Genomic DNA, 22,817 nt, shown 5'->3' with positions numbered 1-22,817 from the left:
TTTCGCACCTTCCTCCGCACCTCCGCACCTCCGCACCTCCGCACCTCCGCACCTCCGCACCTGGGAACCGCGTCCCTCGCCGCATCCCTCATCGCTTCTCACAAACCCAAAGGTGATCAAACATGCCCATAGCCACCCCGCCCCTCAGCCCCGCACCCCAACTCGACACAGCCGGTGCCCTGTTGTCCCTCCTGCGGGACACCACCACGGAACCCCGCCCTGACATCCAGTTGGAGGCCCTGACCCTGGCCGTCGCCGCCGATCTGCCCGTCCTGCTGTGGGGTGAGCCGGGGATCGGCAAGACCGCGGCCCTGACCCAGCTCGCCGCCTCCCTCGAACTGCCGCTCACCACCGTCATCGCCAGCGTCCACGAACCGTCCGACTTCTCGGGGCTGCCCGTCATCGGGGACGACCCGGCGGAACAAGGTGTTCCGATGGCCCCGCCGGACTGGGCGGTCCGGCTGGTACGGGCCGGCCGGGGGCTGCTGTTCCTGGACGAACTGTCGACCGCGCCACCGGCGGTCCAGGCGGCGCTCCTCCGTCTCGTACTGGAGCGTCGGATCGGCGCGTTGCGGCTGCCGCCGGGCGTGCGGATCGTGGCCGCCGCGAATCCGCGGTCGTCGGCGGCCGACGGCTGGGAGCTGAGCCCGCCGCTGGCCAACCGTTTCGTCCATCTGCAGTGGACCCACGACCACGAGGTCGTCGTACGCGGACTCGGCGGGACCTGGCCCCGGGCGACCCTGCCCCGGCTCGACCCCGAGCGGCTGCCGGAGGCGGTGGACTTCGCGCGCCGCGCGGTGTGCGGGCTGCTCGCTGCCCGCCCCACCCTCGTGCACCGGCTGCCCAGCGGTGAGACCCGCCGCGGTGGCGCCTGGCCCTCGCCGCGCAGTTGGGAGATGACGCTGTCCCTGATCGCCTTCGCGACGGCGGCCGGTTCCTCGCGGGACGTGCTGTCCTTGCTGGTCAGGGGTGCGGTGGGGGACGGTCCCGGGCTGGAGTTGCTGGCCTCGCTCGACCGGATGGACCTCCCGGACCCGGAGGCGCTGCTCGCCGATCCGGCGGGTGCCGAGCTGCCCGAGCGGGGGGATCTGCGGCAGGCCGTGCTCGACGGGGTGGTGGCGGCGGTGCGTGAGCGTCCGGACAGGTCGCGTTGGGACGCGGCGTGGGCGCTGCTGGTACGGGCGCTGGAGACCGGCGCCCCGGACCTGGTGGTCGTCCCGGCGACGACGCTGGCGTCGCTGCGGCGGGCGGACTGGGATGTTCCGGCGTCGATCGAACGGCTTGCCGGGGTGGTGTCGCTGTCGCGGCGGGCGGATCGGGTGGGGGATCGGATGGGGGACAGGGCGGGGGATCGGGCGGCGGGGCGGGGCGGGGTCGGCGCGAGGGCGGGCCGATGACCTCCGGCGCACCGGGAACTCCGGGAACTCCGGGAACTCCGGGAACCCCGGAAGCCCCGGAAACTCCGAGCCCCCTCGACCTCGACGGCGACAAACTCTTCGCCGCCCGACTGCACGCCGTCCGCGCCCGCCCCTACCTGGCCACGGCCCTGTTCGCCCTGCACGTGGTCGAGTCCCGATACGTGCCGACGATGGCCGTCGACCGGTACTGGCGCTGCTATGTCTCACCCGCCTTCGTGGACCGCACCCCGGAGGAGGAGCTGGCCGGGGTCTGGGTGCACGAGGTGTCCCACCTGCTCCGCGACCACCACGGACGCAGCGACCGGTACGCCCGTACGCACGGCCTGACCGGCACCGGCACCGGCACCGGCGCCGACAATGGCGCCGGCAATGGCACCGGCACCGCCACCGGCGAACGGCTCCGGATGAACATCGCCGCCGACTGCGAGATCAACGACGACGTGTTCGGCGACGGTCTGACCCGGCCCGAAGGCGTCGTCACCCCGGCGCTTCTCGCGCTCCCCGAGGGCGAGTTGATGGAGGACTATCTGCGGCAGTTCCGGCTCGGGCCGCGTACCCAGGACTTCGCCTGGCTGGACTGCGGCAGCGGTGCCGACGGTCTGGAACGGGAGTGGGAGCTGGGTCCGGACGGCGCGTACGGCCTCAGCGCGCAGGAACGGGACGCGGTCCGGTTCCGGGTGGCGCAGGGCATCACCGGGCGGCCCGGGAGGGTGTCGAAGGGGTGGCGGCGGTGGGCCGAGGAGGCGTTCCATCCGCCGCTGCCGTGGCGGGAGTTGCTGGGGGCGGCGGTCCGCTCGGCGGCCTCGGGGCCCGGCGCGGGCGAGGACTACACGTACGGCCGCCCGGCCCGGCGCTCGGCCGCCGTGCGCGGCGCCGTCCTGCCGAGCCTGCGGCGACGGCCGCCCCGGGTCTGTGTGGTCATCGACACCTCGGGCTCCGTCAGCGACGCCGAACTGGGCAGCGCGCTCCACGAGGTCGCCGCGATCGCCCGTGCCGTGGGCGGCCGGCGCGACCTGGTCACCGTACTGCCGTGCGACGCGGCGGCCCGGATCGCGCACCCGCTGTGCCGCGCCGAGGGGATTCCGCTGCTGGGCGGGGGCGGTACGGATCTGCGCACGGGTTTCGCCAGGGCGCTGCGGGCGCCGGTCCGGCCCGATGTCATCGTCGTCCTGACCGATGGACAGACCCCCTGGCCGAGCGCGCCGCCGCCGTGCCGGACGGTGGTGGGGCTCTTTCCCCGGCCGCGGACGGACACCTCATGGGACGAGGACGACCCTTACTACGTGCCGGATGCGCCGCCGGAGTGGGCGCGCGTGGTGGAGATCGGGGCGGGGGGCTGACCGGGACCGGATTCGGCGGCTCCGAGGGTCCCGGTGGCGGCCGTCGTGCCGGCCGCCCGTACCTCCTCCCGCGCCAGCCGCGCGGTCCGTATCGCGCTCCACGTCAGCAGGGTGAGCGCCAGCCACACCAGTGCGAAGCCCGCCCACCGCTCGGCGGGCATCGCCTCGTGGAAGTGCAGGACGCCCAGCAGGAACTGGAACACGGGTGCGAGGTACTGCAACAGCCCCAGCGTCGACAGGGGCACCCGTATCGCCGCCGCCCCGAAACAGACCAGCGGCACCGCGGTCACCAGCCCGGTCGCCGCGAGCAGCGCGGCATGCCCCACGCCCTCACCCCCGAAGGTGGACTCGCCCTGGAATCCGAGCCACAGCACATACCCGAGCGCGGGCAGGAACAGGATCGCGGTCTCGGCGGCGAGGGATTCGATGCCCCCGAGGTTGACCTTCTTCTTCGCGAGTCCGTACGTGGCGAAGGAGAAGGCCAGGCAGAGCGAGATCCATGGCGGATGCCCGTATCCGACGGTGAGGACGACGACCGCGAGGAAGGCGATGCCGACCGCCGCCCACTGCACGGGCCGCAGCCGTTCCTTCAGCAGCAGGACGCCCATCGCGATGGTGACGAGGGGGTTGATGAAGTAGCCGAGGGACGCCTCGACGACATGGCCGGCGTTGACGGCCCAGATGTAGACGCCCCAGTTGACGGTGATCGTGGCCGACGCGACCGCGATCAGGGCCAGCTTGCGGGGCTGCCGTATCAGCTCTCCGGCCCAGGCCCAGCGCCGCAGCACGAGGAGCGCGACGCCGACGACGGCCAGCGACCAGACCATGCGGTGGGCGAGGATCTCACCGGCGCTCGCGGGTTTGAGCAGGGGCCAGAAGAGCGGGACGAGACCCCACATGCCGTACGCGGCGAAGCCGTTCAGCAGCCCCGTCCGCCGCTCGCCCCTCGACGACCCCACAGACCCTCCTCCACCATGAATGCCACGTGATGCCGCCTGCATTCCGCCTGCATTTCGCCTGCATGCCGTGACGAAGGTAGCGCCGCGTCGGTCCCGGTGTCATATGCGTATCGTCATACGGTCATGACACGGGGAGCGGGCATGTGAAGGGTGCGCCGGCGTCCGGGGGTCAGCTCCGCAGCGCCGCCGTGATCGCCTCGCTCACCGGAGTCGTCGGCCGCCCGATGAGCCGCGACAGATCGCCGCTGGTCCCGGCGAGCCGCCCCCGCTCGATTGCCGCGTCGACGTCCACGAGGATCGCGGCCATCGGCTCTGGCACCCCGGCGCCGGTGAGGATCGCGAGGTGCTGCTCGGCGGGTACGCGCGCGTACCCGATGTCCTTGCCGGACTGCCGGGCGATCTCGGCCGCGTACTCGTCCAGGGACCACGCCGTGTCGCCGCTCAGCTCGTACGCCTTGCCCTCGTGCCCCTCGCCCGTCAGCACGGCGACCGCCGCACCGGCGTAGTCCGCGCGCGACGCCGAGGCGATCCGGCCGTCACCCGCCGAGCCGACGACGGCGCCGTGCTCCAGGACCGGCGCGAGGTTCTCGGTGTAGTTCTCGTGGTACCAGCCGTTGCGCAGGAACACATACGGCAGCCCCGAGTCGAGGACCGCCTGCTCGGTGGCCTTGTGCTCGTCGGCCAGATCGAAGTCGGCGTCCGGGCCGCCCAGGATCCCGGTGTACGCGAGCAGCGCGACGCCCGCCTCGCGCGCGGCACCGATCACGGCGGTGTGCTGCGCCACGCGCCGGCCGACCTCGCTGCCCGAGATCAGCAGCACCCGGTCGCCGGCGGCGAAGGCGCCCTTCAGCGTCTCGGGCGCGCTGTAGTCGGCGACCCGTACCTCCACGCCGCGCGCCGCGAAATCGGCGGCCTTCGCCTCGTCGCGCACGACGACGGCGATCTGCCCGGCGGGCACCTGGGCGGTCAGCAGCCCTTCGACGACAAGACGGCCGAGATGGCCGGTGGCTCCGGTGACGACGATGCTCATGAGGGAAAACTCCAGTTCACAGGGTCGGTACGGTCCGGCCCGCACTGCTGGACCGGCTCTGGTACTCACCCTAGGACCGGCACTAACTTCACGAAAGTACCCACTTCAAAGTAAGGTACCGACATGACAGTAAGTGCCCCGAACGGAGCAGTCCCCGTAGCCCGCGTGGTCCCGGGATCGCCCGCCGTTCCCGTAGGCGTCGACGCCATGTGCCCGTACCGCCTGGTCCTCGAACACGTGACCAGCCGCTGGGGCGTCCTCGTCCTGATCGCCCTGCTGGAACGCTCGTACCGCTTCAGCGAGCTGCGCCGGGAGATCGGCCGGACCGCCCGGGTCAGCGAGAAGATGCTGACGCAGACCCTCCAGACCCTGGAGCGCGACGGCATGATCCACCGCGACGCCAAGCCGGTGATCCCGCCCCGCGTCGACTATTCGCTCACCCCGCTGGGCCGCGAGGCGGCGGAGCAGGTGCGGGCGCTGGCGCTGTGGACGGAGCGGCGGATGGGGGCGGTGGAGCGGGCGCGGGAGGAGTACGACGAGGCCCGGCTCTGAGGAGTACTCAGAACCGGGCCTTGGCCTGGCCAATCAATCAGCGGCCCAATAAATCAGCCCGTCCGGCGTTTGAGGACCGGGGCCCGGGGCGGAGCCCCGCGAGGGCGCCCGAACCGACGGAACCCTGATCGGGCGGACGGAGCGGACGGAACTACCCGACCACCGTCCACGTGTCCCCACCGGTCAGCAACGACTGCAAGTCGCCCTTGCCGTTCTGCTCCACCGCCGCGTCCAACTGGTCCGCCATCTGCGTGTCGTAGACCGCCCGGTCCACGGAGCGGAACACTCCGATCGGCGTCTGGTGCAGGGTGTCCGGGTCGGCGAGCCGGGAGAGCGCGAAGGCGTTCGTCGGTGACGGGTTGTGCGCGTCGTGGACGAGGATCTGCGACTGGTTCTCCTCGGTGACCGCGACCACCTTGAGGTCGCCGGTCAGCGAGTCCCGTACGACACCCTTCGCACCGTCCACGCCGAAGCGGATCTGCTGCCCGTGCTCCAGGCGGATCACCGCCTCCTCGGCCTGCTGACGGTCCTTCAGCACCTCGAACGCGCCGTCGTTGAAGATGTTGCAGTTCTGGTAGATCTCCACCAGCGCCGTACCGGAGTGGGCGGCGGCCTGGCGCAGCACGCTCGTCAGGTGCTGCCGGTCGGAGTCGACCGTCCGCGCCACGAACGACGCCTCGGCGCCGATCGCCAGCGACACCGGGTTGAAGGGTGCGTCGAGCGAGCCCATCGGCGTCGACTTGGTGATCTTCCCGACCTCGGACGTCGGCGAGTACTGGCCCTTCGTCAGGCCGTAGATCCGGTTGTTGAACAGGAGGATCTTCAGATTGACGTTGCGCCGGAGGGCGTGGATGAGGTGGTTGCCGCCGATCGACAGCGCGTCGCCGTCACCGGTGACCACCCACACACTCAGGTCCCGTCGCGACGACGCGAGACCGGTCGCGATGGCCGGGGCCCGCCCGTGGATCGAGTGCATCCCGTACGTGTTCATGTAGTACGGGAAGCGGGACGAGCAGCCGATGCCGGAGACGAAGACGATGTTCTCCTTCGCCAGACCCAGCTCCGGCATGAAGCCCTGGACGGCGGCGAGCACCGCGTAATCACCGCAGCCGGGGCACCACCGGACCTCCTGGTCCGACTTGAAGTCCTTCATGGACTGCTTCGCCTCGGCCTTGGGCACCAGCGAAAGCGCTTCGATGCCCCCTGTGCCTTCCGTGGTGGTGTCAGCCATCGATGGCCTCCTTGAGAGCGGTGGCGAGCTGCTCAGCCTTGAACGGCATTCCGTTGACCTGGTTGTAGGAGTGGGCGTCCACCAGGTACTTGGCGCGGATCAGCGTGGCGAGCTGCCCGAGGTTCATCTCGGGGATCACCACCTTCTCGTAACGCCGCAGCACGTCCCCGAGGTTCCCGGGGAAGGGGTTGAGGTGGCGCAGATGGGCCTGCGCGACCTTCTCGCCCGCATTCCGCAGCCGCCGTACCGCCGCCGTGATCGGCCCGTACGTCGATCCCCAGCCGAGGACCAGCAGCTTCGCGCCTTCGCCCGACTCGCCGGATTGGTCCGACTCGTCCGCCGGATCGTCGACCACCAGGTCAGGGACCTCGATGCCGTCGATCTTGGCCTGCCGGGTGCGGACCATGAAGTCGTGGTTCGCCGGGTCGTACGAGATGTTGCCCGACCCGTCCTGCTTCTCGATGCCGCCGATACGGTGTTCGAGTCCCGGCGTCCCCGGAATCGCCCAGGGCCGCGCCAAGGTCTGCGGATCCCGCTTGTACGGCCAGAAGACCTCGGCGCCGTCCTCCAGCGTGTGGTTCGGCCCCTGGGCGAACTGCACCCGCAGATCCGGAAGTTGATCGACCTCGGGAATCCGCCACGGCTCCGAACCGTTGGCCAGATAACCGTCCGACAGCAGGAACACCGGAGTCCGGTACGTCAGCGCGATCCGTGCCGCCTCCAGCGCCGCGTCGAAACAGTCCGCCGGGGTGCACGGCGCCACGATCGGCACCGGCGCCTCGCCGTTGCGCCCGTACATCGCCTGGAGCAGATCCGCCTGCTCCGTCTTCGTCGGCAGCCCGGTCGACGGGCCGCCCCGCTGAATGTCGATCACCAGCAGCGGCAGCTCCAGGGAGACCGCAAGACCGATCGTCTCGCTCTTGAGCGCGACCCCGGGGCCCGAGGTCGTCGTCACCGCGAGCGAGCCGCCGAACGCCGCACCCAGCGCCGCCCCGATCCCCGCGATCTCGTCCTCCGCCTGGAACGTCCGCACACCGAAGTTCTTGTGCTTCGACAGCTCGTGCAGGATGTCGGAGGCCGGGGTGATCGGGTACGAGCCCAGGTAGAGCGGCAGATCCGCCTGCCGGCCCGCTGCGACCAGCCCGTACGACAGGGCCAGATTCCCCGAGATGTTGCGGTACGTCCCGGTCGGGAACGCCTTCGCCGCCGGCGCCACCTCATAGCTGACCGCGAAGTCCTCGGTCGTCTCGCCGAAGTTCCAGCCCGCGCGGAACGCCGCGATGTTCGCCGCCGCGATGTCCGGCTTCTTCGCGAACTTGGTGGCCAGGAACTTCTCCGTGCCCTCCGTCGGCCGGTGGTACATCCACGAAAGCAGCCCCAGCGCGAACATGTTCTTGCTGCGGCCCGCGTCCTTGCGCGAGAGGTCGAACTCCTTCAGCGCCTCCACGGTCAGCGTCGTCAACGGCACCGGATGCACGCTGTACCCGTCGAGCGAGCCGTCCTCCAGCGGCGAGGTCCCGTACCCCACCTTCTGCATCGCCCGCTTCGTGAACTCGTCCGTGTTCACGATGATCTCCGCGCCGCGCGGGACGTCCGCGATGTTCGCCTTGAGCGCGGCCGGGTTCATCGCGACCAGCACGTTCGGCGCGTCACCCGGCGTCAGGATGTCGTGGTCGGCGAAGTGCAACTGGAACGACGAGACACCCGGCAGCGTCCCTGCGGGCGCCCGGATCTCGGCCGGGAAGTTCGGCAGCGTCGACAGGTCGTTGCCGAAGGACGCCGTCTCCGAGGTGAAACGGTCACCCGTGAGCTGCATACCGTCACCCGAGTCGCCCGCGAAACGGATGATGACCCGGTCGAGCCGGCGTACTTCCTTGGCACCCGGTGAGTCGGACGGCGCATGGCGCTGCCCTCCCACATGTTCACCTACGACGGTCCCGTCGGCCGGCTCTGCTGGGCTACTGACCTGGCTGGTCACTGAACTGGACCTCCCTCGGGGCGGCTCTTCGGGGACGGCCGGCCGACCGGCCTCCCCTTGTCCCACCCTACGTCGGTAAGGGTCGCCTTCCCTCGGCCGTTCGTATGATGGACGCTCATATGAGACGGCCCGACGCCCTGACTTGCCATGATGTGCTCGCCCCCCGGGTCTTCCCGTAACGACGCTTCCGGCGCAACAGGTGGTTCTGTGCCGGTATTCCCTCGCATATCTGACAGGGTGTCAGGTGATTACGAATTCAGATATGTAAGAACCGCCAGAACACGCCGGTGATCCCCGTCACTCTGCGACAGCCCCAGCTTCAGGAAGATGTTGCTGACGTGCTTCTCGACGGCCCCGTCACTCACCACGAGCTGCTTGGCCACCGCCGAGTTCGTCCGCCCCTCGGCCATCAGCCCCAGCACCTCCCGCTCCCGGGGCGTCAGCCCCGCGAGCACGTCCTGCTTACGGCTGCGGCCCAGCAACTGCGCCACCACCTCGGGATCCAGCGCCGTACCGCCCCGGGCGACCCGCACCACCGCGTCCACGAACTCCCTGACCTCGGCCACCCGGTCCTTCAGCAGATAGCCCACGCCCCGGCTCGACCCGGCCAGCAGCTCCGTCGCGTACTGCTCCTCGACGTACTGCGACAGCACCAGCACCCCGAGCCCCGGATGCTGCTTGCGCAACAGCACCGCCGCCCGCACGCCCTCGTCCGTATGCGTCGGCGGCATCCGCACATCGGCGACCACGACATCCGGCAACGCGTCCTGCGCGGCCAGCTCGGTGATCGTCTTGATCAACGCCACCGCGTCCCCGACCCCCGCCACGACCTCGTGCCCGCGATCGGTCAGCAACCGGGTCAGGCCCTCCCTGAGCAGCACCGAATCCTCGGCAATGACCACACGCACCCTGTCCTCCACAACCCTCGGCCCCCCGCCTTGACCCGCCCATCCAACAACCCCAGCATCCCAGCATCCGGAAGAGGTGGGGGTACGACCCCGCAAATGGCCGGGGTGGGGAGGGGGCAAGGGGTGGGCAGGGGGTACCGCTCGGAGGGGTACGGGGGTATGCCGGTCCTGGGTCGGCTACGGGGAACGGGGAACGGGTGGGTTCCGGATCCACGGGTCCTGGGTCCCGGGGCACCCGGCCGTCCGGGTCGACCGGCCGGGCGGCAGCCTGGGCCGCCGTGGCCCGAGGGCCCTCAGCCCCGCCAGGGCAGCTCCGCCGTGACCCGCGTCGGGCCCGCCGGGGGCGAGTCGACCACGAGGATGCCGTCGACCGCGTCGAGCCGCTCCGCGAGCCCCGCGAGACCGGAGCCCTGAGAGACATCGGCGCCGCCCAGCCCGTTGTCCGTGACCTGGAGCATCAGCCGGTTCTCCACCCGCCACACATCCACCGTGGCCCGCGTCGCCCGCGAGTGCTTGCTGATGTTCTGCAGCAGCTCCGACACCGTGAAGTAGGCGATCCCCTCTATCGCGGGCGCCGGACGGGCCGGCAGATCCACCTCCACCTGCACCGGCACGGTGCACCGGGACGCCACCGAGGACAGCGCCGCGTCCAGACCCCGGTCCGTGAGAACGGCCGGATGAATACCCCGCGCCAGATCCCGCAGCTCCTGCAACGCCGTCTTCACCTCACCGTGCGCCTCGTCCACCATCCGCGCCGCCGCCTCCGGGTCCTCCGTCAGCTTCTCCTTCGCAAGCCCGAGATCCATCGCGAGGCTGACCAGCCGTGCCTGCGCCCCGTCGTGCAGATCCCGCTCGATCCGGCGCAGATCGGCCGCCGCCGTGTCCACCACGACGCCCCGGTCCGACTCCAGCTCCACCACCCGCGTGGCCAGCCGCGACGGCCCGAGCAGACCGTGCACCATCAACCGGTCCACCGTCGTCAGCGCCCGGATGATCCACGGCGTCGCCAGCGTCACCAGCAACCCGAGCATCGCCGTCACCGTGATCTCGAACGGGTTGTCCAGATACACCGAGTGATTCTGGTCCCCGTACAGCTGGATGCCCCCCTGCCCCGCGTACATCGGGAATGTCCACTGCCACAGCGGATACGTCAGCAACGCCCAGCCGGTCGTCCAGAACGTCACCGCCACCGAGAACGTGAACACCGCCCACGGGAAGTGCAGCACCATGAACAGCAGATTCCGCCACGAGGTGCCGCTCTTGAACAGGGCGCCCATCCACGCCATCACCCCGTTCTTCTTCACCTGCAGCGGCACCGGGTCGGCCAGCTCCACACCCAGCAGCGCCCGCGCCCGCAACCGCTCCAGAGCCCCGAAACCCCGGGCCCCCGCGAGCGCCGCCGCCAGCACCGGGATACCGAGGAACGTGACGAGCAAGCCCGCGCCCAGCGACACCATCGTCACGGCGAACGTGAACGCCGCGATCGTGATCGGCAGGCTCAGCAGCACATAGCCGAACTCCCGCCAGACCCGCCCCTCGATCGGCGCGCGCAGCCCCGCCGGCAGCAGATGCCGCCGCTCCCCGGCCCCCGCCCCGTCGAACCCGGGCCGGCCCGGCTGTCCGTACCCCTGTCCGTACTCCGTGGCCATCGCTCTCGTCCGTCCTCTTCGTATCGCGTCACTAGACGTCTCGGTGTTCCGGTGCCTGGTGCTGGTGCTCGGTGTTCCGGTGTGGTGACTCGGCGTGTGCCGACGTACCTCAAGAGTGCTCGGGGCACGGGCGCCGGACCATGCGGCAGGTCGGCCTCTTGGACCGGGGGTTTTCCCTACCTTCCAGCCGCCGAGTGGCCTCCAGGCCCGCTCTCGCCGGCCGAGGCGGCTACTTCTCCCGCCCGGCGGGTTCCGTCGCGCGGTCCCGCCAGGGCAGCTCCGCCGTCACCGTCGTCGGGCCGCCCACCGGCGAGTCGATGACGAACAGCCCGTCGACCGCGCCGAGCCGGTCTGCCAGCCCCGCCATCCCCGTACCCCCGTCGAGGCTCGCCCCGCCCTTGCCGTCGTCCCACACCTGTATGAGCAGCCGGTCGTCCGCTCGCCACACGTCGACGGCCGCCGACCGCGCACCGCTGTGCTTCGACACGTTCTGCAACAGCTCCGAGACCGTGAAGTACGCGATGCCCTCGATCGCCGCCGCCGGGCGTATGTCCAGGTCCGCCGTCACCTTCACCGGCACCGTGCACCGCGACGACACCGAGGACAGCGCCGCGTCCAGACCCCGGTCCGTGAGGACCGCCGGGTGGATGCCCCGGGCCAGGTCCCGCAGCTCCTGGAGGGCGAGCTTCACCTCGCCGTGCGCCTCCTCGACCATCGAGGCCGCCGCGTCCGGGTCCTCCAGCAACTTCTCCTTCGCCAGCCCGAGACCCATCGCGAGGTTGACCAGCCGGGCCTGCGCCCCGTCGTGCAGATCCCGCTCGATCCGGCGCAGGTCCGCATTGGCCGTGTCGACCACGATGCCCCGGTCCGACTCCAGCTCCGCGATCCGCCGCTCCAGCTCGTCCGACGGGGACAGCAGGGCCCGGACCATGACGCGGTCCACATTCGTGAGACCACGCGCGATGAACGGCAGCACCGGCCACAGCACGAACAACGAGGTCAGAGTGATCGCGAAGGTGGCTATGCCCCAGGGCAGGCGGATGAACTCGTACAGCACCGTCCGCCAGCCGACCGGGTCCTTCAGGCCCGCCCACACCCGGCCGAGAAAGCCCTGCTCGCTCAGCGGCAGCGGGCTCGGCTCATCCACCCGCACCTTCAGCAGGGCCCGCGCCCGCGCCCGCTCCGCCTTGCCGAGCTGCCGGGCCCCCAGCAGCGCCAGGGCGAGCAGGGGAAGGCCGATCACCGTCACGGAGAGTCCGACGCTGGTGAACAGTGCCGTCACCACGTACACGAAGCCGACCAGGCCCAGCGGGAGATTGGTCAGGAGATGGGCGATCTCCCGCCAGGTCTGCCCGCCCAGTGCGAAGCGCACGGGAGGCAGCCGGTCCTGGCCGGTCGCACCGGCGGACGAGCCGGCGGCGCCGGACCCGCTCCGCCGGGTGTCGCCGCCACCGTCGGCGGTCGTGGTGATGATTCGTGCGGTCATATCGACAGCGTGCCTGGCCCGGAAGCCCGGCGCCATGAGGTGGACCGCACAGCCGCACTGTGGATAACCCCACCCTGCCCGGGACCTGGCGCCACCCAGGCCCGTTTCAGGACCTGGCCAGGTTCCGTCGAGGTCTCGCCGACGTCCCGCCGACGTCCCGCCGACGTCGCGCAGAGGTCTCGCAGAGGTCTCGTCCCGGTCCGTCCCCGGGGGCATCTCCGATCCCGTCCCGTCCCCGGCTGTCCCTTCCTGTGACGGGCTGCTTACCCTCTCTTTAACAGGCCCTAGACTCCCGTGCGTACAGATCGTCGAACACGGTGCACGACAGGCGCACCACCCGACACGAGGCCCATGAGGCCCACGAGTTCCACGAGGTCCATGGGGCCAGAGAGCGAGGTGCGGACGTGCGGGAACCGACCACCGTGCTCGCGGAGGGCTACTTCCAGTCGTACTCCGTCGTAGGACTGCTCGCCCTGGTCGGCGTGCTCTTCGTCGCCGTCGCCTTCGGCGCCGGACGGCTGCTGCGGCCCGTCGTGCCCACCCCCGAGAAACTCCTCACGTACGAGTGCGGCGTCGACCCCGTCGGCGAAGGCTGGGCGCACACCCAGGTGCGGTACTACGTCTACGCGTTCCTGTACGTGATCTTCGCCGTCGACTCGATCTTCCTCTTCCCCTGGGCCACGATCTTCGCCGCCGACGGCTACGGGGCCACCACACTCGTGGAGATGTTCATCTTCCTCGGCTTCCTCGCCGTGGGACTGCTGTACGCGTACAAGAAGGGCGTCCTCGCATGGACGTGACCCGGCCCGCGTCCGCCGAGGACGCAGCACCACCCGACGAGCCCGGCGCGGTCGCCCCGCCCGTGTTCCTGCCCGAGCCGAAGCGGCTCGGCGCGCTCTCCCGGCTCGCCCCCGAGCCCATGAAGGTGATCCTCAACTGGGGGCGTCGCTACAGCCTCTGGGTCTTCAACTTCGGACTCGCCTGCTGCGCCATCGAGTTCATCGCCGCGTCCATGGCCCGGCACGACTTCATCCGCCTCGGCGTCATCCCCTTCGCACCGGGACCCCGCCAGGCCGACCTGATGGTGGTCTCCGGCACGGTCACCGACAAGATGGCCCCCGCCGTGAAGCGGCTCTACGAGCAGATGCCCGAGCCCAAATACGTCATCTCCTTCGGCGCCTGCTCCAACTGCGGTGGCCCCTACTGGGACTCGTACTCCGTCACCAAGGGCGTCGACCAGATCATCCCCGTCGACGTCTACGTCCCGGGCTGCCCGCCCCGGCCCGAAGCGCTGCTCCAGGGCATCCTCAAACTCCAGGAGAAGATCGCCCGCGAGTCGCTGGGCGAGCGGTACGGAGCCGTCGCCGGACGCCCATCGGCGGCGGCGCTCCAGAGCGACCTGGTCCGCCCGCCCGCCGTAGGTGAGGCCGGTACCGCCAGTTCCGCGAGGGAGGAAGACCGGTGACCGGCTGGCTGACGGCCCCCGTCGAGGAACTCTTCGGCCCCGAAGCGACCGCCGACGAGTCGTACGACCTCCTCACCGTCGACGTACCCGCCGCCTCCTGGATCGCCGCCCTGGAGACCGCCCGTTCCACGCTGGGCTGCACATATTTCGACTGGCTGAGCGCCGTGGACGAACCCGGCACCGGCTTCCGTGTCGCCGCCCACGTGGTCGCGCTCGCACCGGTACGCCGACTGCTCGTACGAACCACCGTCCCGTACGACGCCCCCGTCCTCCCCTCCGCCGTCGGCGTCTACGCGGGCGCCGCCTGGCACGAACGCGAGACCCACGAGATGTTCGGCGTCGACTTCGACGGCCACCCCGGACTCGACTCGCTGCTCCTCCCCGAGGGCTTCGAAGGTCACCCCCTGCGCAAGGACTTCGTCCTCGCCGCGCGCGTGGCCAAGGCATGGCCCGGCGCGAAGGAGCCGGGGGAGTCGGACCACGGCGGCCCGAAGCGCCGCCAGATGCTGCCCCCCGGCGTACCCGACCCCAACGAATGGGGCCCGCTCAAGGGCCAGCTCCCCCCGGCACCCTCCCGCCCGGCCCGAGGCACCGCCCGCGCAGCAGGAGACCGCCCGCCCCGCCGCACCCGCTCAGCCTCAAGCGGCTCAGCCAGCCAGACACAGCCCCCGACTTCCGGCACCACCAGCGGCACGGGTGCCACCAGCGGTACGGGTGCCGTTTCTGGTACGGACACGAGCCCCGCCGGTACGGATACGGGCTCCACCGGCCCCGACGCCCCGTGGCACCACGCCCGCCCGGCCTTCGAGGCACCGGAACCGCAGCGCACACCGGACGAGAATCCCGCACCGGACCAGGATCCCGCGCCGGACCAGGGTTCCAAGCCGGACCCCGGCACCGCACCCCCCGACAACCCCAGCGCCCCCACCGACCCCGACAACCCCACCGGAGGCCCGCAGTGAACGACGTGCTCGACGTCGCCCTGCGACTCCTCGTCGTCTTCGCCGTCTTCCTCGTCCTCCCGCTGGTCATCGGCCAGACGGAACACAAGGTGATGGCGCATATGCAGGGCCGCCTCGGCCCGATGTACGCGGGCGGTTTCCACGGCTGGGCCCAACTCGTCGCCGACGGTGTGAAGTTCGCGCAGAAGGAAGACGTCGTACCGGCCGACGCGGACCGCCGTGTCTTCCAACTGGCGCCCGCCGTCGCGCTGTTGCCCTACCTCCTCGTGCTCGTCGCCATCCCCATCGGGCCCCACGAGGGTGCCGTCGGCGAGGTCGTGGACGCGGGTATCTTCTTCGTGCTCGCGGTCATGGGCGTAGGTGTCCTCGGTTCGCTCATGGCCGGATGGGCGTCCGCCAACAAGTTCTCCCTTCTGGGCGGTCTCCGTACCGCCGCCCAACTTCTCGCCTATGAACTGCCGATGCTGCTCACCGCCGCCTCCGTCGCGATGGCCGCCGGCACGGTTTCGCTCCCCGGTATTCTCAACGCCTTCGCGTGGTGGTGGGTTCCCTGGCAGATCGTCGGGGCGCTTGTCTTTTTCGTCGCCGGTCTCGCCGAGTTGCAACGCCCGCCCTTCGACATGCCGGTGGCCGACTCCGAGATCATCTTCGGCGCGTACACCGAGTACACCGGCCTGCGCTTCGCCCTCTTCCTCCTCGCGGAGTACGCCGGAATCGTCGTCCTGTGCGGCCTGACCACCGTCCTCTTCCTGGGCGGCTGGCACGGCCCCTTCGGTGGTGACGGCCTCGGCTGGATGTGGACGCTGCTCAAGACGGCGCTGCTCGCCTTCGTCGTCATCTGGCTGCGCGTCAGCTACCCGAGGCTGCGCGAGGACCAACTCCAGAAACTCGCCTGGACCCTCCTCGTCCCTCTCGCCCTCGCCCAGATCGCCCTCACCGGCGTCGTCAAGGTGGTGATCCAGTAACCATGGCCGAGCCGTCCCCGCCCACCCGGCGGACCTTCCCCGGCGCCGGTCTCGCCAAGGGCCTCGCCGTCACCCTGCGCACGATGACGAAGAAGACGGTCACCGCGCAGTACCCCGATGTCCAGCCCGATCTCCCGCCCCGCTCCCGGGGTGTCATCGGTCTGTTCGAGGAGAACTGCACGGTCTGCATGCTCTGTGCCCGCGAGTGCCCGGACTGGTGCATCTACATCGACTCGCACAAGGAGACCGTCCCGGCCGCCGCCCCCGGTGGCCGCGAGCGCAGCCGCAACGTCCTCGACCGCTTCGCCATCGACTTCTCCCTCTGCATGTACTGCGGTATCTGCATCGAGGTCTGCCCCTTCGACGCGCTGTTCTGGTCCCCGGAGTTCGAGTACGCCGAGACCGACATCCGCGAACTCACGCATGAGCGCGACAAGCTCCGCGAGTGGATGTGGACGGTGCCCGCGCCGCCCGCCCTGGACCCCGGCGCCGAGGAGCCCAAGGAGTTCGCCGCCGCCCGCAAGACCGCCGACAAACTGGCGGCAGCCCAGGAAGCCGCCTCCCAGGCAGCCGCCTCTCAGGAAGCGGCAGCCCCGGAATCGGCGGCTCAGGAATCGGGCCCTCAGGACAACGTCTCCCCCGAAACCCCCGGACCGGAGGGAACCCCGTGACCCTCGCAGCCGCCGGCCACGGCTTCCTCTCCCCGACCGGAGTCGAGATCGCCTTTGTTCTCGTCGGCATCGTCACCTTCGGCGCGGCGATCGTCACCGTCACGACCAGACAACTGGTGCACGCCGCACTATGGCTCGTCGTCGCACTCGGCGGAATCGCCGTCGAATACCTCCTGCTCACTGCCGAGTTCATCGCCTGGGTGCAGGTCCTCATCTACGTCGGTTCCGTAGTGGTCCTCCTTCTCTTCGGGCTGATGCTCACCAAGGCGCCCATCGGCCGCTCCCCGGACGCCGATTCGGGCAACCGCTGGGCCGCGCTCGCCGTGGCCGTCGCCTCGGCCGCCGCCCTGGTCTGGGTCGTCGTGGACGCCTTCCGTACCACCTGGGTCGACCTGGACGGGCCCGCCGAGGGCTCCACCAAGGTCACCGGCGAGGCTCTCTTCCAGAACTGGGTGCTCCCCTTCGAGGCGCTCTCCGTACTCCTTCTCGCCGCACTCGTCGGCGCGATCGTCCTCTCCCGCAAGAACGCCACCCCGAGCGCCCCGGAACCGAGCGACAAGGAGCGGCAGCGCTGATGCATCTCGCCTATCCCGCCGTGCTCTCCGTCCTCCTCTTCTGCACCGGCCTGTACGGGGTCCTCGCCCGCCGGAACGCGATCCTCGTTCTGATGTCCGTCGAGCTGATGCTCAACGCCGTCAACCTCAATCTCGTCGCCTTCGACGTCTGGCTCAGCAAGGCCGCCCGCGACACCTTGCACTCCGGCCAGGCCCTCACCCTGTTCACGATCGCCATCGCCGCCGCCGAGATCGGCATCGGTCTCGCGATCGTCCTCGCGGTGTACCGCAACCGGGGCACGTCCGACATCGACAAGCTCCGCGACACCGCCGAGCCCGACACGGACCCCGAGGGTCCGGGGCACCCCGACGGAACCCCGCGCCCGGCCGCCCCCGCCACGGCAGACAGGACTGAGGCCGCCGCGTGACCACCACGACCCTCGCCGTACTCGTCCCCCTCCTGCCGTTCCTGGGCGCCGCCGCCGGGCTGCTCGTCGGCCGGACGGCCCCCGGCTTCGTACGCCCCCTCGCAGTGCTGCCGACCCTGCTGTCGCTGGTCCTGGCCGTGCTCGTGGCCACGCGGCAGGGCGGCGGCCGGGCCATCGACGCGGCCACCGAACTGACACCCACCGGTTCGGTCCCGATCGAACTCGCCCTGTACCTCGACGGCTTCGCCGTTCTCGTCGCCGTTCTCGTCGGCGTGGTCGCCTCCTGTGTGCAGATCTACTCCACGGCCTACCTCCGCGACGACCCGCGCTACGCCTCGTACGCCGCGCTGGTGTCCCTGTTCACCTCCGCCATGCTCCTGGTCGTCTACTCGGGCGATCTGATCGTGCTGCTGGTCGGCTGGGAGATCATGGGCATCTGCTCGTACTTCCTCGTCGGCCACTACTGGGAGACCCCGGAGGCCCGCGCGGCGTCCCTGAAGGCGTTCCTGGTCACCAAGCTCGGCGATGTCCCCTTCCTGATCGGTCTGTTCGCGCTCGGCGTGGACGCCGGGTCGTTCCGTATCACCCGGGTCCTCGGCGCGGTCGCGGCGGGCGCGGTCGACCACCCCACGCTGATCGCGCTGCTGCTCCTCGCGGGCGTCGCGGGCAAGTCGGCGCAGTTCCCGCTGCACACCTGGCTGCCCGACGCGATGGCCGGTCCCACTCCGGTCTCCGCGCTGATCCACGCCGCGACGATGGTCGCCGCCGGTGTCTACTTCGTCGCGCGTCTCCTCCCTGTCTTCGCCGCGTCCGCCGCGGCGCTGCTCGTGCTCGCCGTCATGGCGGCCGTCACCATGGCCGGTTCGGCGCTGGCCGCGCTCGCGCAGGACGACATCAAACGCGTCCTCGCGTACTCGACGATCGGCCAGCTCGGCTACATGACCGGTGCCCTCGCCGTCGGTGACCGCGGTGCCGCCGTCTTCCACCTCCTGTCGCACGGCGCCTTCAAGGCGCTGCTGTTCCTCGCGGCGGGCGTGATCATCCACGCCGCCGGCACCAACTCGCTGGCCGCGATGTCCCGGATGAAGGACCTTCGCGCCCGTGTCCCCGACGCGTTCTGGACGATGACCGTGGCGCTCCTCGCGCTCGCCGCGATCCCGCCCTTCAGCGGCTTCTTCTCGAAGGAGGCCGTGCTCGGCGCCGCCGAACACGCCGCCACCGGGCACGCGTCCGGCATTCCCGGCGCGGCGGGCTGGATCGTCCTCGTGTCGGGCCTCGTGGCGGCCCTGCTCACCGCCGCCTACGCGACCCGGCTGTGGCTGCTCACCTTCCGCGGCCGGGGAGCAGAAGCTCCGGACCATGGAAAACAGCCGGTCGCGATGAACGCGGTCCTGTGGGTGCTGGCCGTCCCGTCCCTGGCCTTCGGGCTGACCGTGGGCGTGCTGCCCGACTGGTTCGGCGGACGCGCGCTCACCCCGACCCTCACCACCTCCGTTCTCGGTACGGGTGTCGCACTCGTCGGTGGTCTGGTCACCTACGGCGCCTGGCGGCACACCACGGCCCTCACCGAGCGCTACCCGATGGGCGCCCTTGCCGCCCACCCCGAGGCGAACGCCGGACTGGTCGAGGCCGAGGCCATCGCCACCCACACACCCGCCTACGGTGATGTGGCGTCCGCCCCCGACCCGGCCGACCCCGGACGGCTGCTGCTCGGGCCACTGCACCGCCACGCCGCCGCCGGATTCCACCTGGACGCGGTCTACGGCGCGCTCTTCGTACGCCCCGTCCAGGCGGCGGCCGAACTGGTCCGCTTCCTCGACCGCGAGGTCGTCGACACCTATGTGCGCGGCGCGGGCGCCCTGCCCCGCTGGCTCGGCACCGTCGTGCGTCGCGCGCAGACCGGCAACGTCCAGACCTATCTGAGCGCGCTGCTCGCCGGAACCGTCGTCCTCGCGGTCGCCGCCGTCCTCGTCGCCACCGCCGGAGCGTGAGCAGCAGTGATCGATATCAACGAGTCCGTGATGCAGTTCCTTCTGGCGTTCGTGGTCGTCGGTCCGCTTCTCGGCGCGGTCGCCGCTCTCCTGCCGGCCCCTCCCGGGCTGAAGGGGAAGTCACCCGACCAGGCCGTGCTGCGGCACGGGGTGACCGTGACCGGCGCGGTCCTCATCGCGGCGGTCGTCCTCGCGCTCGGCTTCGACCACGACCAGCCGTCGAGGATGCAGGCCACGACGGACATCAGCTGGATTCCGGCACTCGACGTGCGGATCCATCTCGGCATCGACGGCATTTCGCTCCCCCTTCTCGTCCTGACGGCGCTGCTGACCTTCCTCTGCGCGCTCTACTCGTACTTCAAGATGCCCGCGGGCCCGTCCCCGAAGGCGTTCGTCGCCCTGGTCCTGCTCCTTGAGTCCGGCACCCTCGCGACCTTCGCCGTCCTCGATCTGCTGCTGTTCTTCCTCGCCTTCGAGATGGTGCTCATCCCGATGTACTTCCTCATCGCCCGCTGGGGCGGCGAGGGCAGGCAGGCCGCTGCCGGGAAGTTCATCCTGTACACGCTGCTCGGTTCGGTCGTGATGCTGCTCGGCCTGCTCCTCGTCGGGCTGAGGGCGGGCACATTCGACATGGTGGCACTCGCCACTGACAACGGCCGGTCGCTGAGTACATCCGTGCAGGTCATCGCCGTTTTGACGATCGGGATCGGGCTGGCCGTGAAGGCGCCGATGTGGCCGCTGCACAGCTGGCTGCCGGACGCCCACACCGCCGCGCCGACGGTCGGATCGGTCCTGCTGGCCGGTGTCATGCTCAAGATGGGTACGTACGGGTTCATCCGGATTCTGCTGCCGATCGCGCCCGATGGCATGCACACGTTCGCGCCGTATCTCGCGGCCTTCGCCGTGGTCGGGATCATCTACGGATCCCTCGCCTGCCTCGCCCTCGCCCGGCAGGGCGCCAAGGGCGACCTCAAGCGCCTCATCGCGTACTCGTCCGTCGGCCACATGGGTTTCGTGCTGCTCGGCATCGCCACCCTGACCCCGACCGGTGTCAACGGCGCGCTGTTCGCGAACATCGCCCACGGCCTCATCACGGGCCTGCTGTTCTTCCTGGTCGGCGCCCTGAAGGACCGCACCGGTACCACCGACCTCGACTCTCTCGCCGAAGAGACGGGCGCCGCGCTCTACGGCAAGGCGCCGCGCCTCGGCGGACTGCTCGCCTTCGGCGCCGTGGCCTCCCTCGGCCTGCCCGGACTCGCCGGGTTCTGGGGCGAGATGCTCGCCCTGTTCGGCGCGTTCCGGCCCGCCGACGGGCTCAGCCGCCCCGCGTACCTGACCTTCATGGCCTTCGCCGCCTTCGGCACCCTGCTCACCGCCGCGTACATGCTCATCGTGGTGCGACGGGTCTGCATGGGGGCCCCGCGCGCGGGGGAACGTCCCGCGCTCGCCGACGTCCGCGGCTACGAGTTCGCCGCCTGGACCCCGCTCGTCGCCCTCACCGTCATCGCCGGACTCTGGCCCGCCCTGCTGCTCGGCCTGACCGACCCGGCCGTGCAGCAGCTCCTCGCAGGAGGCAAATCGTGACCGTCGCCGCCGGAGGCAGCCTCGTCCAGTCGGTCGACTGGCTCGCGATCGCGCCGCCCACCATCGCCGCGGTCGTCGGCCTTGTGGTGCTCGTCGCCGACCTGTTCGTGGGGGAGCGGCACAAAAGCGTGCTCGGCTGGGTGTCCGTGGCCGGACTCGCCGCCGCGCTGCTGCTCCTGCTGGCCCTCCTGGACGGCGACCGGTCCTCGTTCTGCCTCGCCGGCGACGCGAGCGTGTGCAGCTACACGGCCGACCGGTTCACGCTGGTGATCCAGTTCCTGGTCCTCGGCGGTGCCCTGCTCACCGCGCTGCTGTCGATGAGCACCCTCAAGGACGCCTCCCGCGCGCGGGACCTGCCCGGCGGAGAGTACTGGTTCCTGCTGCTGTCCTCCGCCGCCGGTGCCGCGCTGCTGCCCGCCTCACGTGATCTGGCGACCCTTGTCGTCGCCCTCGAAGTGGCGTCCCTGCCCGCCTTCGCGCTGGTCGGGATCAAGCATGGCGACCGCAAGTCTTCGGAGGCCGCCCTCAAGTTCTTCCTGTCGTCCGTCACGGCCACCGCGGTGACCCTCCTGGGCGTCAGCTTCGTCTACGCGACCACCGGCACGCTCTACCTGACGGAGATCGCCGGAAAGCTCCAGCAGGTCGACCCGCAGTTCCACACCCTCGCCCAGGCGGGCGTCGCCCTCACCCTCGTCGGCTTCGCCTTCAAGACGGCCGCCGTGCCCTTCCACTTCTGGGTGCCCGACACCTATGTGGGCGCCCCCCTCCCGATCGCCGCCTATCTGTCCGTGATCGGCAAGGCGGTCGGCTTCTCCGGGCTGATCCTGGTGACCGTCGTCGCGTTCCCGTCGTACGCGGACGTATGGGGCCCGGCGCTCGCCGTGCTCGCCGCCCTCACGATGACCGCGGGCAATGTCGCCGCGCTGCGCCAGCGCGCCACGCGCGCGTACAGCGCGGTCCGGCTGCTCGCCTGGTCATCCGTCGGCCAGGCCGGCTACCTCCTGGTGCCGATCGCCGCCGCCGGGTACGCGAAGGACGCCGAGCGCGCCATCGGCTCCACCGTCGCGTACGCGCTGATGTACGCGGCCGTGAACCTGGGCGCGTTCGCGGTGGCCGCCCTCGTCGCCCGCTCGCGCCCGCTCAACCGGATCAGCGACTACCGGGGCCTGTATGCGGAGCGCCCGCTGACCGCCCTGGTGCTCGGGTTCTTCCTGCTGTGCCTCGCGGGGCTGCCGCCCGGCATCATCGGCCTGTTCGCGAAGGTCACCGTGTTCTCGGCGGCCGTCGACGCGGGCCTCGGCTGGCTCGCCGTCGTCATGGCCGTGAACGTCGTCATCGCGCTCTACTACTACCTCCGGTGGACGGCCCTCCTGTTCCAGACGCCCGAAGAGGCTCCCGAACGGACGTCCGAAAGTGCCCGTCTCAAGGTCCCCGCGCCCCTGACGGCCGCCATCGCCCTGACCGCCGTCCTGGGCGTCGCACTCTCCGGGGCACCCCAACTCGTCCTCCGGTTCTCCGCCACCGGCCTCTTCTGACACCCCGTCCCACCGGCGGCCGGAGAGCCCCCGCCGCGGCCCCGGTCCGGCCGTCACCCGACCGGCCCACCACGGAGAGTGCGCACACCAGGGAACTAGTGCTCCCCGCCT

At 70.7% G+C, this 22,817-nt stretch carries 20 protein-coding genes; 13 read left to right on the top strand and 7 right to left on the bottom strand.

Annotated features, from left to right (window positions below; all coding sequences use genetic code 11):
- Nucleotides 1–122 precede the first annotated feature (122 nt).
- Together ACIQNU_RS29470 and ACIQNU_RS29465 are read left to right on the top strand one after the other, a co-directional pair.
- Nucleotides 123–1,397, top strand: a complete 1,275-nt coding sequence (locus tag ACIQNU_RS29470; protein WP_401372215.1) for an AAA family ATPase — start codon at nucleotides 123–125, stop codon at nucleotides 1,395–1,397.
- Nucleotides 1,394–2,758 carry a VWA-like domain-containing protein gene (locus tag ACIQNU_RS29465; protein WP_401372213.1) on the top strand — a complete coding sequence of 455 codons (1,365 nt, stop codon included), beginning with the start codon at nucleotides 1,394–1,396 and terminating at the stop codon, nucleotides 2,756–2,758. Before ACIQNU_RS29470 ends, ACIQNU_RS29465 begins: the two co-directional genes overlap by 4 nt.
- On the opposite strand, the gene rarD is transcribed toward ACIQNU_RS29465, so the two are convergent.
- On the bottom strand, nucleotides 2,698–3,759 hold the full coding sequence (gene rarD / locus ACIQNU_RS29460) for an EamA family transporter RarD (protein ID WP_401372211.1): 1,062 nt from the start codon (nucleotides 3,757–3,759) through the stop codon (nucleotides 2,698–2,700). The two genes, ACIQNU_RS29465 and rarD, sit on opposite strands and share 61 nt — an antisense overlap.
- A 127-nt stretch (nucleotides 3,760–3,886) precedes the next feature.
- Complete coding sequence (locus ACIQNU_RS29455) at nucleotides 3,887–4,747, bottom strand: SDR family oxidoreductase (RefSeq protein ID WP_401372209.1); 861 nt, start codon at nucleotides 4,745–4,747, stop codon at nucleotides 3,887–3,889.
- Nucleotides 4,748–4,954: 207 nt separating this feature from the next.
- On the opposite strand from ACIQNU_RS29455, the gene ACIQNU_RS29450 reads away from it, so the two are divergent.
- Nucleotides 4,955–5,299 carry a winged helix-turn-helix transcriptional regulator gene (locus ACIQNU_RS29450; protein ID WP_401372429.1) on the top strand — a complete coding sequence of 115 codons (345 nt, stop codon included), beginning with the start codon at nucleotides 4,955–4,957 and terminating at the stop codon, nucleotides 5,297–5,299.
- 151 nt (nucleotides 5,300–5,450) lie between these two features.
- Here ACIQNU_RS29450 and ACIQNU_RS29445 read toward each other — a convergent pair whose 3' ends face one another.
- The 5 genes from ACIQNU_RS29445 to ACIQNU_RS29425 form a co-directional block, all read right to left on the bottom strand.
- Nucleotides 5,451–6,530, bottom strand: coding sequence for a 2-oxoacid:ferredoxin oxidoreductase subunit beta (locus ACIQNU_RS29445; RefSeq protein WP_401372207.1), 1,080 nt, complete (start codon nucleotides 6,528–6,530; stop codon nucleotides 5,451–5,453).
- The gene (locus ACIQNU_RS29440) at nucleotides 6,523–8,508 is read right to left on the bottom strand and encodes a 2-oxoacid:acceptor oxidoreductase subunit alpha (protein ID WP_401372205.1); all 1,986 of its coding nucleotides are present in this window, start codon (nucleotides 8,506–8,508) and stop codon (nucleotides 6,523–6,525) included. Before ACIQNU_RS29440 ends, ACIQNU_RS29445 begins: the two co-directional genes overlap by 8 nt.
- Before the next feature lie 248 nt (nucleotides 8,509–8,756).
- Nucleotides 8,757–9,416 (bottom strand): LuxR C-terminal-related transcriptional regulator, encoded by a 660-nt coding sequence (locus ACIQNU_RS29435; RefSeq protein WP_389879995.1) that lies wholly within the window; start codon nucleotides 9,414–9,416, stop codon nucleotides 8,757–8,759.
- A 293-nt stretch (nucleotides 9,417–9,709) separates the two neighbouring features.
- On the bottom strand, nucleotides 9,710–11,065 hold the full coding sequence (locus tag ACIQNU_RS29430; protein ID WP_401372203.1) for a sensor histidine kinase: 1,356 nt from the start codon (nucleotides 11,063–11,065) through the stop codon (nucleotides 9,710–9,712).
- Between the two features lie 229 nt (nucleotides 11,066–11,294).
- The gene (locus ACIQNU_RS29425) at nucleotides 11,295–12,551 is read right to left on the bottom strand and encodes a sensor histidine kinase (protein ID WP_401372201.1); all 1,257 of its coding nucleotides are present in this window, start codon (nucleotides 12,549–12,551) and stop codon (nucleotides 11,295–11,297) included.
- Nucleotides 12,552–12,955: 404 nt separating this feature from the next.
- Here ACIQNU_RS29425 and ACIQNU_RS29420 point away from each other — a divergent pair, with 404 nt between their 5' ends.
- The 10 genes from ACIQNU_RS29420 to ACIQNU_RS29375 are packed head-to-tail and all read left to right on the top strand — an operon-like array spanning nucleotide 12,956 to nucleotide 22,706.
- On the top strand, nucleotides 12,956–13,351 hold the full coding sequence (locus ACIQNU_RS29420) for an NADH-quinone oxidoreductase subunit A (protein WP_401372199.1): 396 nt from the start codon (nucleotides 12,956–12,958) through the stop codon (nucleotides 13,349–13,351).
- Nucleotides 13,342–14,016 (top strand): NADH-quinone oxidoreductase subunit B, encoded by a 675-nt coding sequence (locus tag ACIQNU_RS29415; RefSeq protein WP_401372197.1) that lies wholly within the window; start codon nucleotides 13,342–13,344, stop codon nucleotides 14,014–14,016. The genes ACIQNU_RS29420 and ACIQNU_RS29415 overlap by 10 nt, the downstream gene beginning before the upstream one ends.
- The gene (locus ACIQNU_RS29410; RefSeq protein ID WP_401372195.1) at nucleotides 14,013–14,978 is read left to right on the top strand and encodes an NADH-quinone oxidoreductase subunit C; all 966 of its coding nucleotides are present in this window, start codon (nucleotides 14,013–14,015) and stop codon (nucleotides 14,976–14,978) included. The genes ACIQNU_RS29415 and ACIQNU_RS29410 overlap by 4 nt, the downstream gene beginning before the upstream one ends.
- A complete protein-coding gene (locus ACIQNU_RS29405; RefSeq protein WP_401372193.1) occupies nucleotides 14,975–15,943 on the top strand; it encodes an NADH-quinone oxidoreductase subunit H in 969 nt (322 codons plus the stop codon). The genes ACIQNU_RS29410 and ACIQNU_RS29405 overlap by 4 nt, the downstream gene beginning before the upstream one ends.
- 2 nt (nucleotides 15,944–15,945) lie before the next feature.
- Nucleotides 15,946–16,614 (top strand): NuoI/complex I 23 kDa subunit family protein, encoded by a 669-nt coding sequence (locus ACIQNU_RS29400; RefSeq protein WP_401372191.1) that lies wholly within the window; start codon nucleotides 15,946–15,948, stop codon nucleotides 16,612–16,614.
- The gene (locus ACIQNU_RS29395) at nucleotides 16,611–17,189 is read left to right on the top strand and encodes an NADH-quinone oxidoreductase subunit J (RefSeq protein ID WP_401372189.1); all 579 of its coding nucleotides are present in this window, start codon (nucleotides 16,611–16,613) and stop codon (nucleotides 17,187–17,189) included. The genes ACIQNU_RS29400 and ACIQNU_RS29395 overlap by 4 nt, the downstream gene beginning before the upstream one ends.
- Nucleotides 17,189–17,596, top strand: a complete 408-nt coding sequence (nuoK, locus tag ACIQNU_RS29390) for an NADH-quinone oxidoreductase subunit NuoK (RefSeq protein WP_401372187.1) — start codon at nucleotides 17,189–17,191, stop codon at nucleotides 17,594–17,596. Before ACIQNU_RS29395 ends, nuoK begins: the two co-directional genes overlap by 1 nt.
- Entirely contained in the window at nucleotides 17,593–19,587 is a 1,995-nt protein-coding gene (locus tag ACIQNU_RS29385; RefSeq protein WP_401372185.1) for an NADH-quinone oxidoreductase subunit L, read from the top strand. Before nuoK ends, ACIQNU_RS29385 begins: the two co-directional genes overlap by 4 nt.
- 6 nt (nucleotides 19,588–19,593) lie before the next feature.
- Nucleotides 19,594–21,171 carry an NADH-quinone oxidoreductase subunit M gene (locus tag ACIQNU_RS29380; RefSeq protein WP_401372183.1) on the top strand — a complete coding sequence of 526 codons (1,578 nt, stop codon included), beginning with the start codon at nucleotides 19,594–19,596 and terminating at the stop codon, nucleotides 21,169–21,171.
- Nucleotides 21,168–22,706, top strand: a complete 1,539-nt coding sequence (locus tag ACIQNU_RS29375; protein ID WP_401372181.1) for an NADH-quinone oxidoreductase subunit N — start codon at nucleotides 21,168–21,170, stop codon at nucleotides 22,704–22,706. Before ACIQNU_RS29380 ends, ACIQNU_RS29375 begins: the two co-directional genes overlap by 4 nt.
- Nucleotides 22,707–22,817: the final 111 nt, after the last annotated feature.

Origin of the sequence: Streptomyces sp. NPDC091292 (genome assembly GCF_044757265.1) — a bacterium.
Lineage (GTDB): Bacteria > Actinomycetota > Actinomycetes > Streptomycetales > Streptomycetaceae > Streptomyces.
The sequence above is the reverse complement of the archived record's forward strand: the minus strand, read 5'-3'. Positions and strand labels throughout refer to the sequence as shown.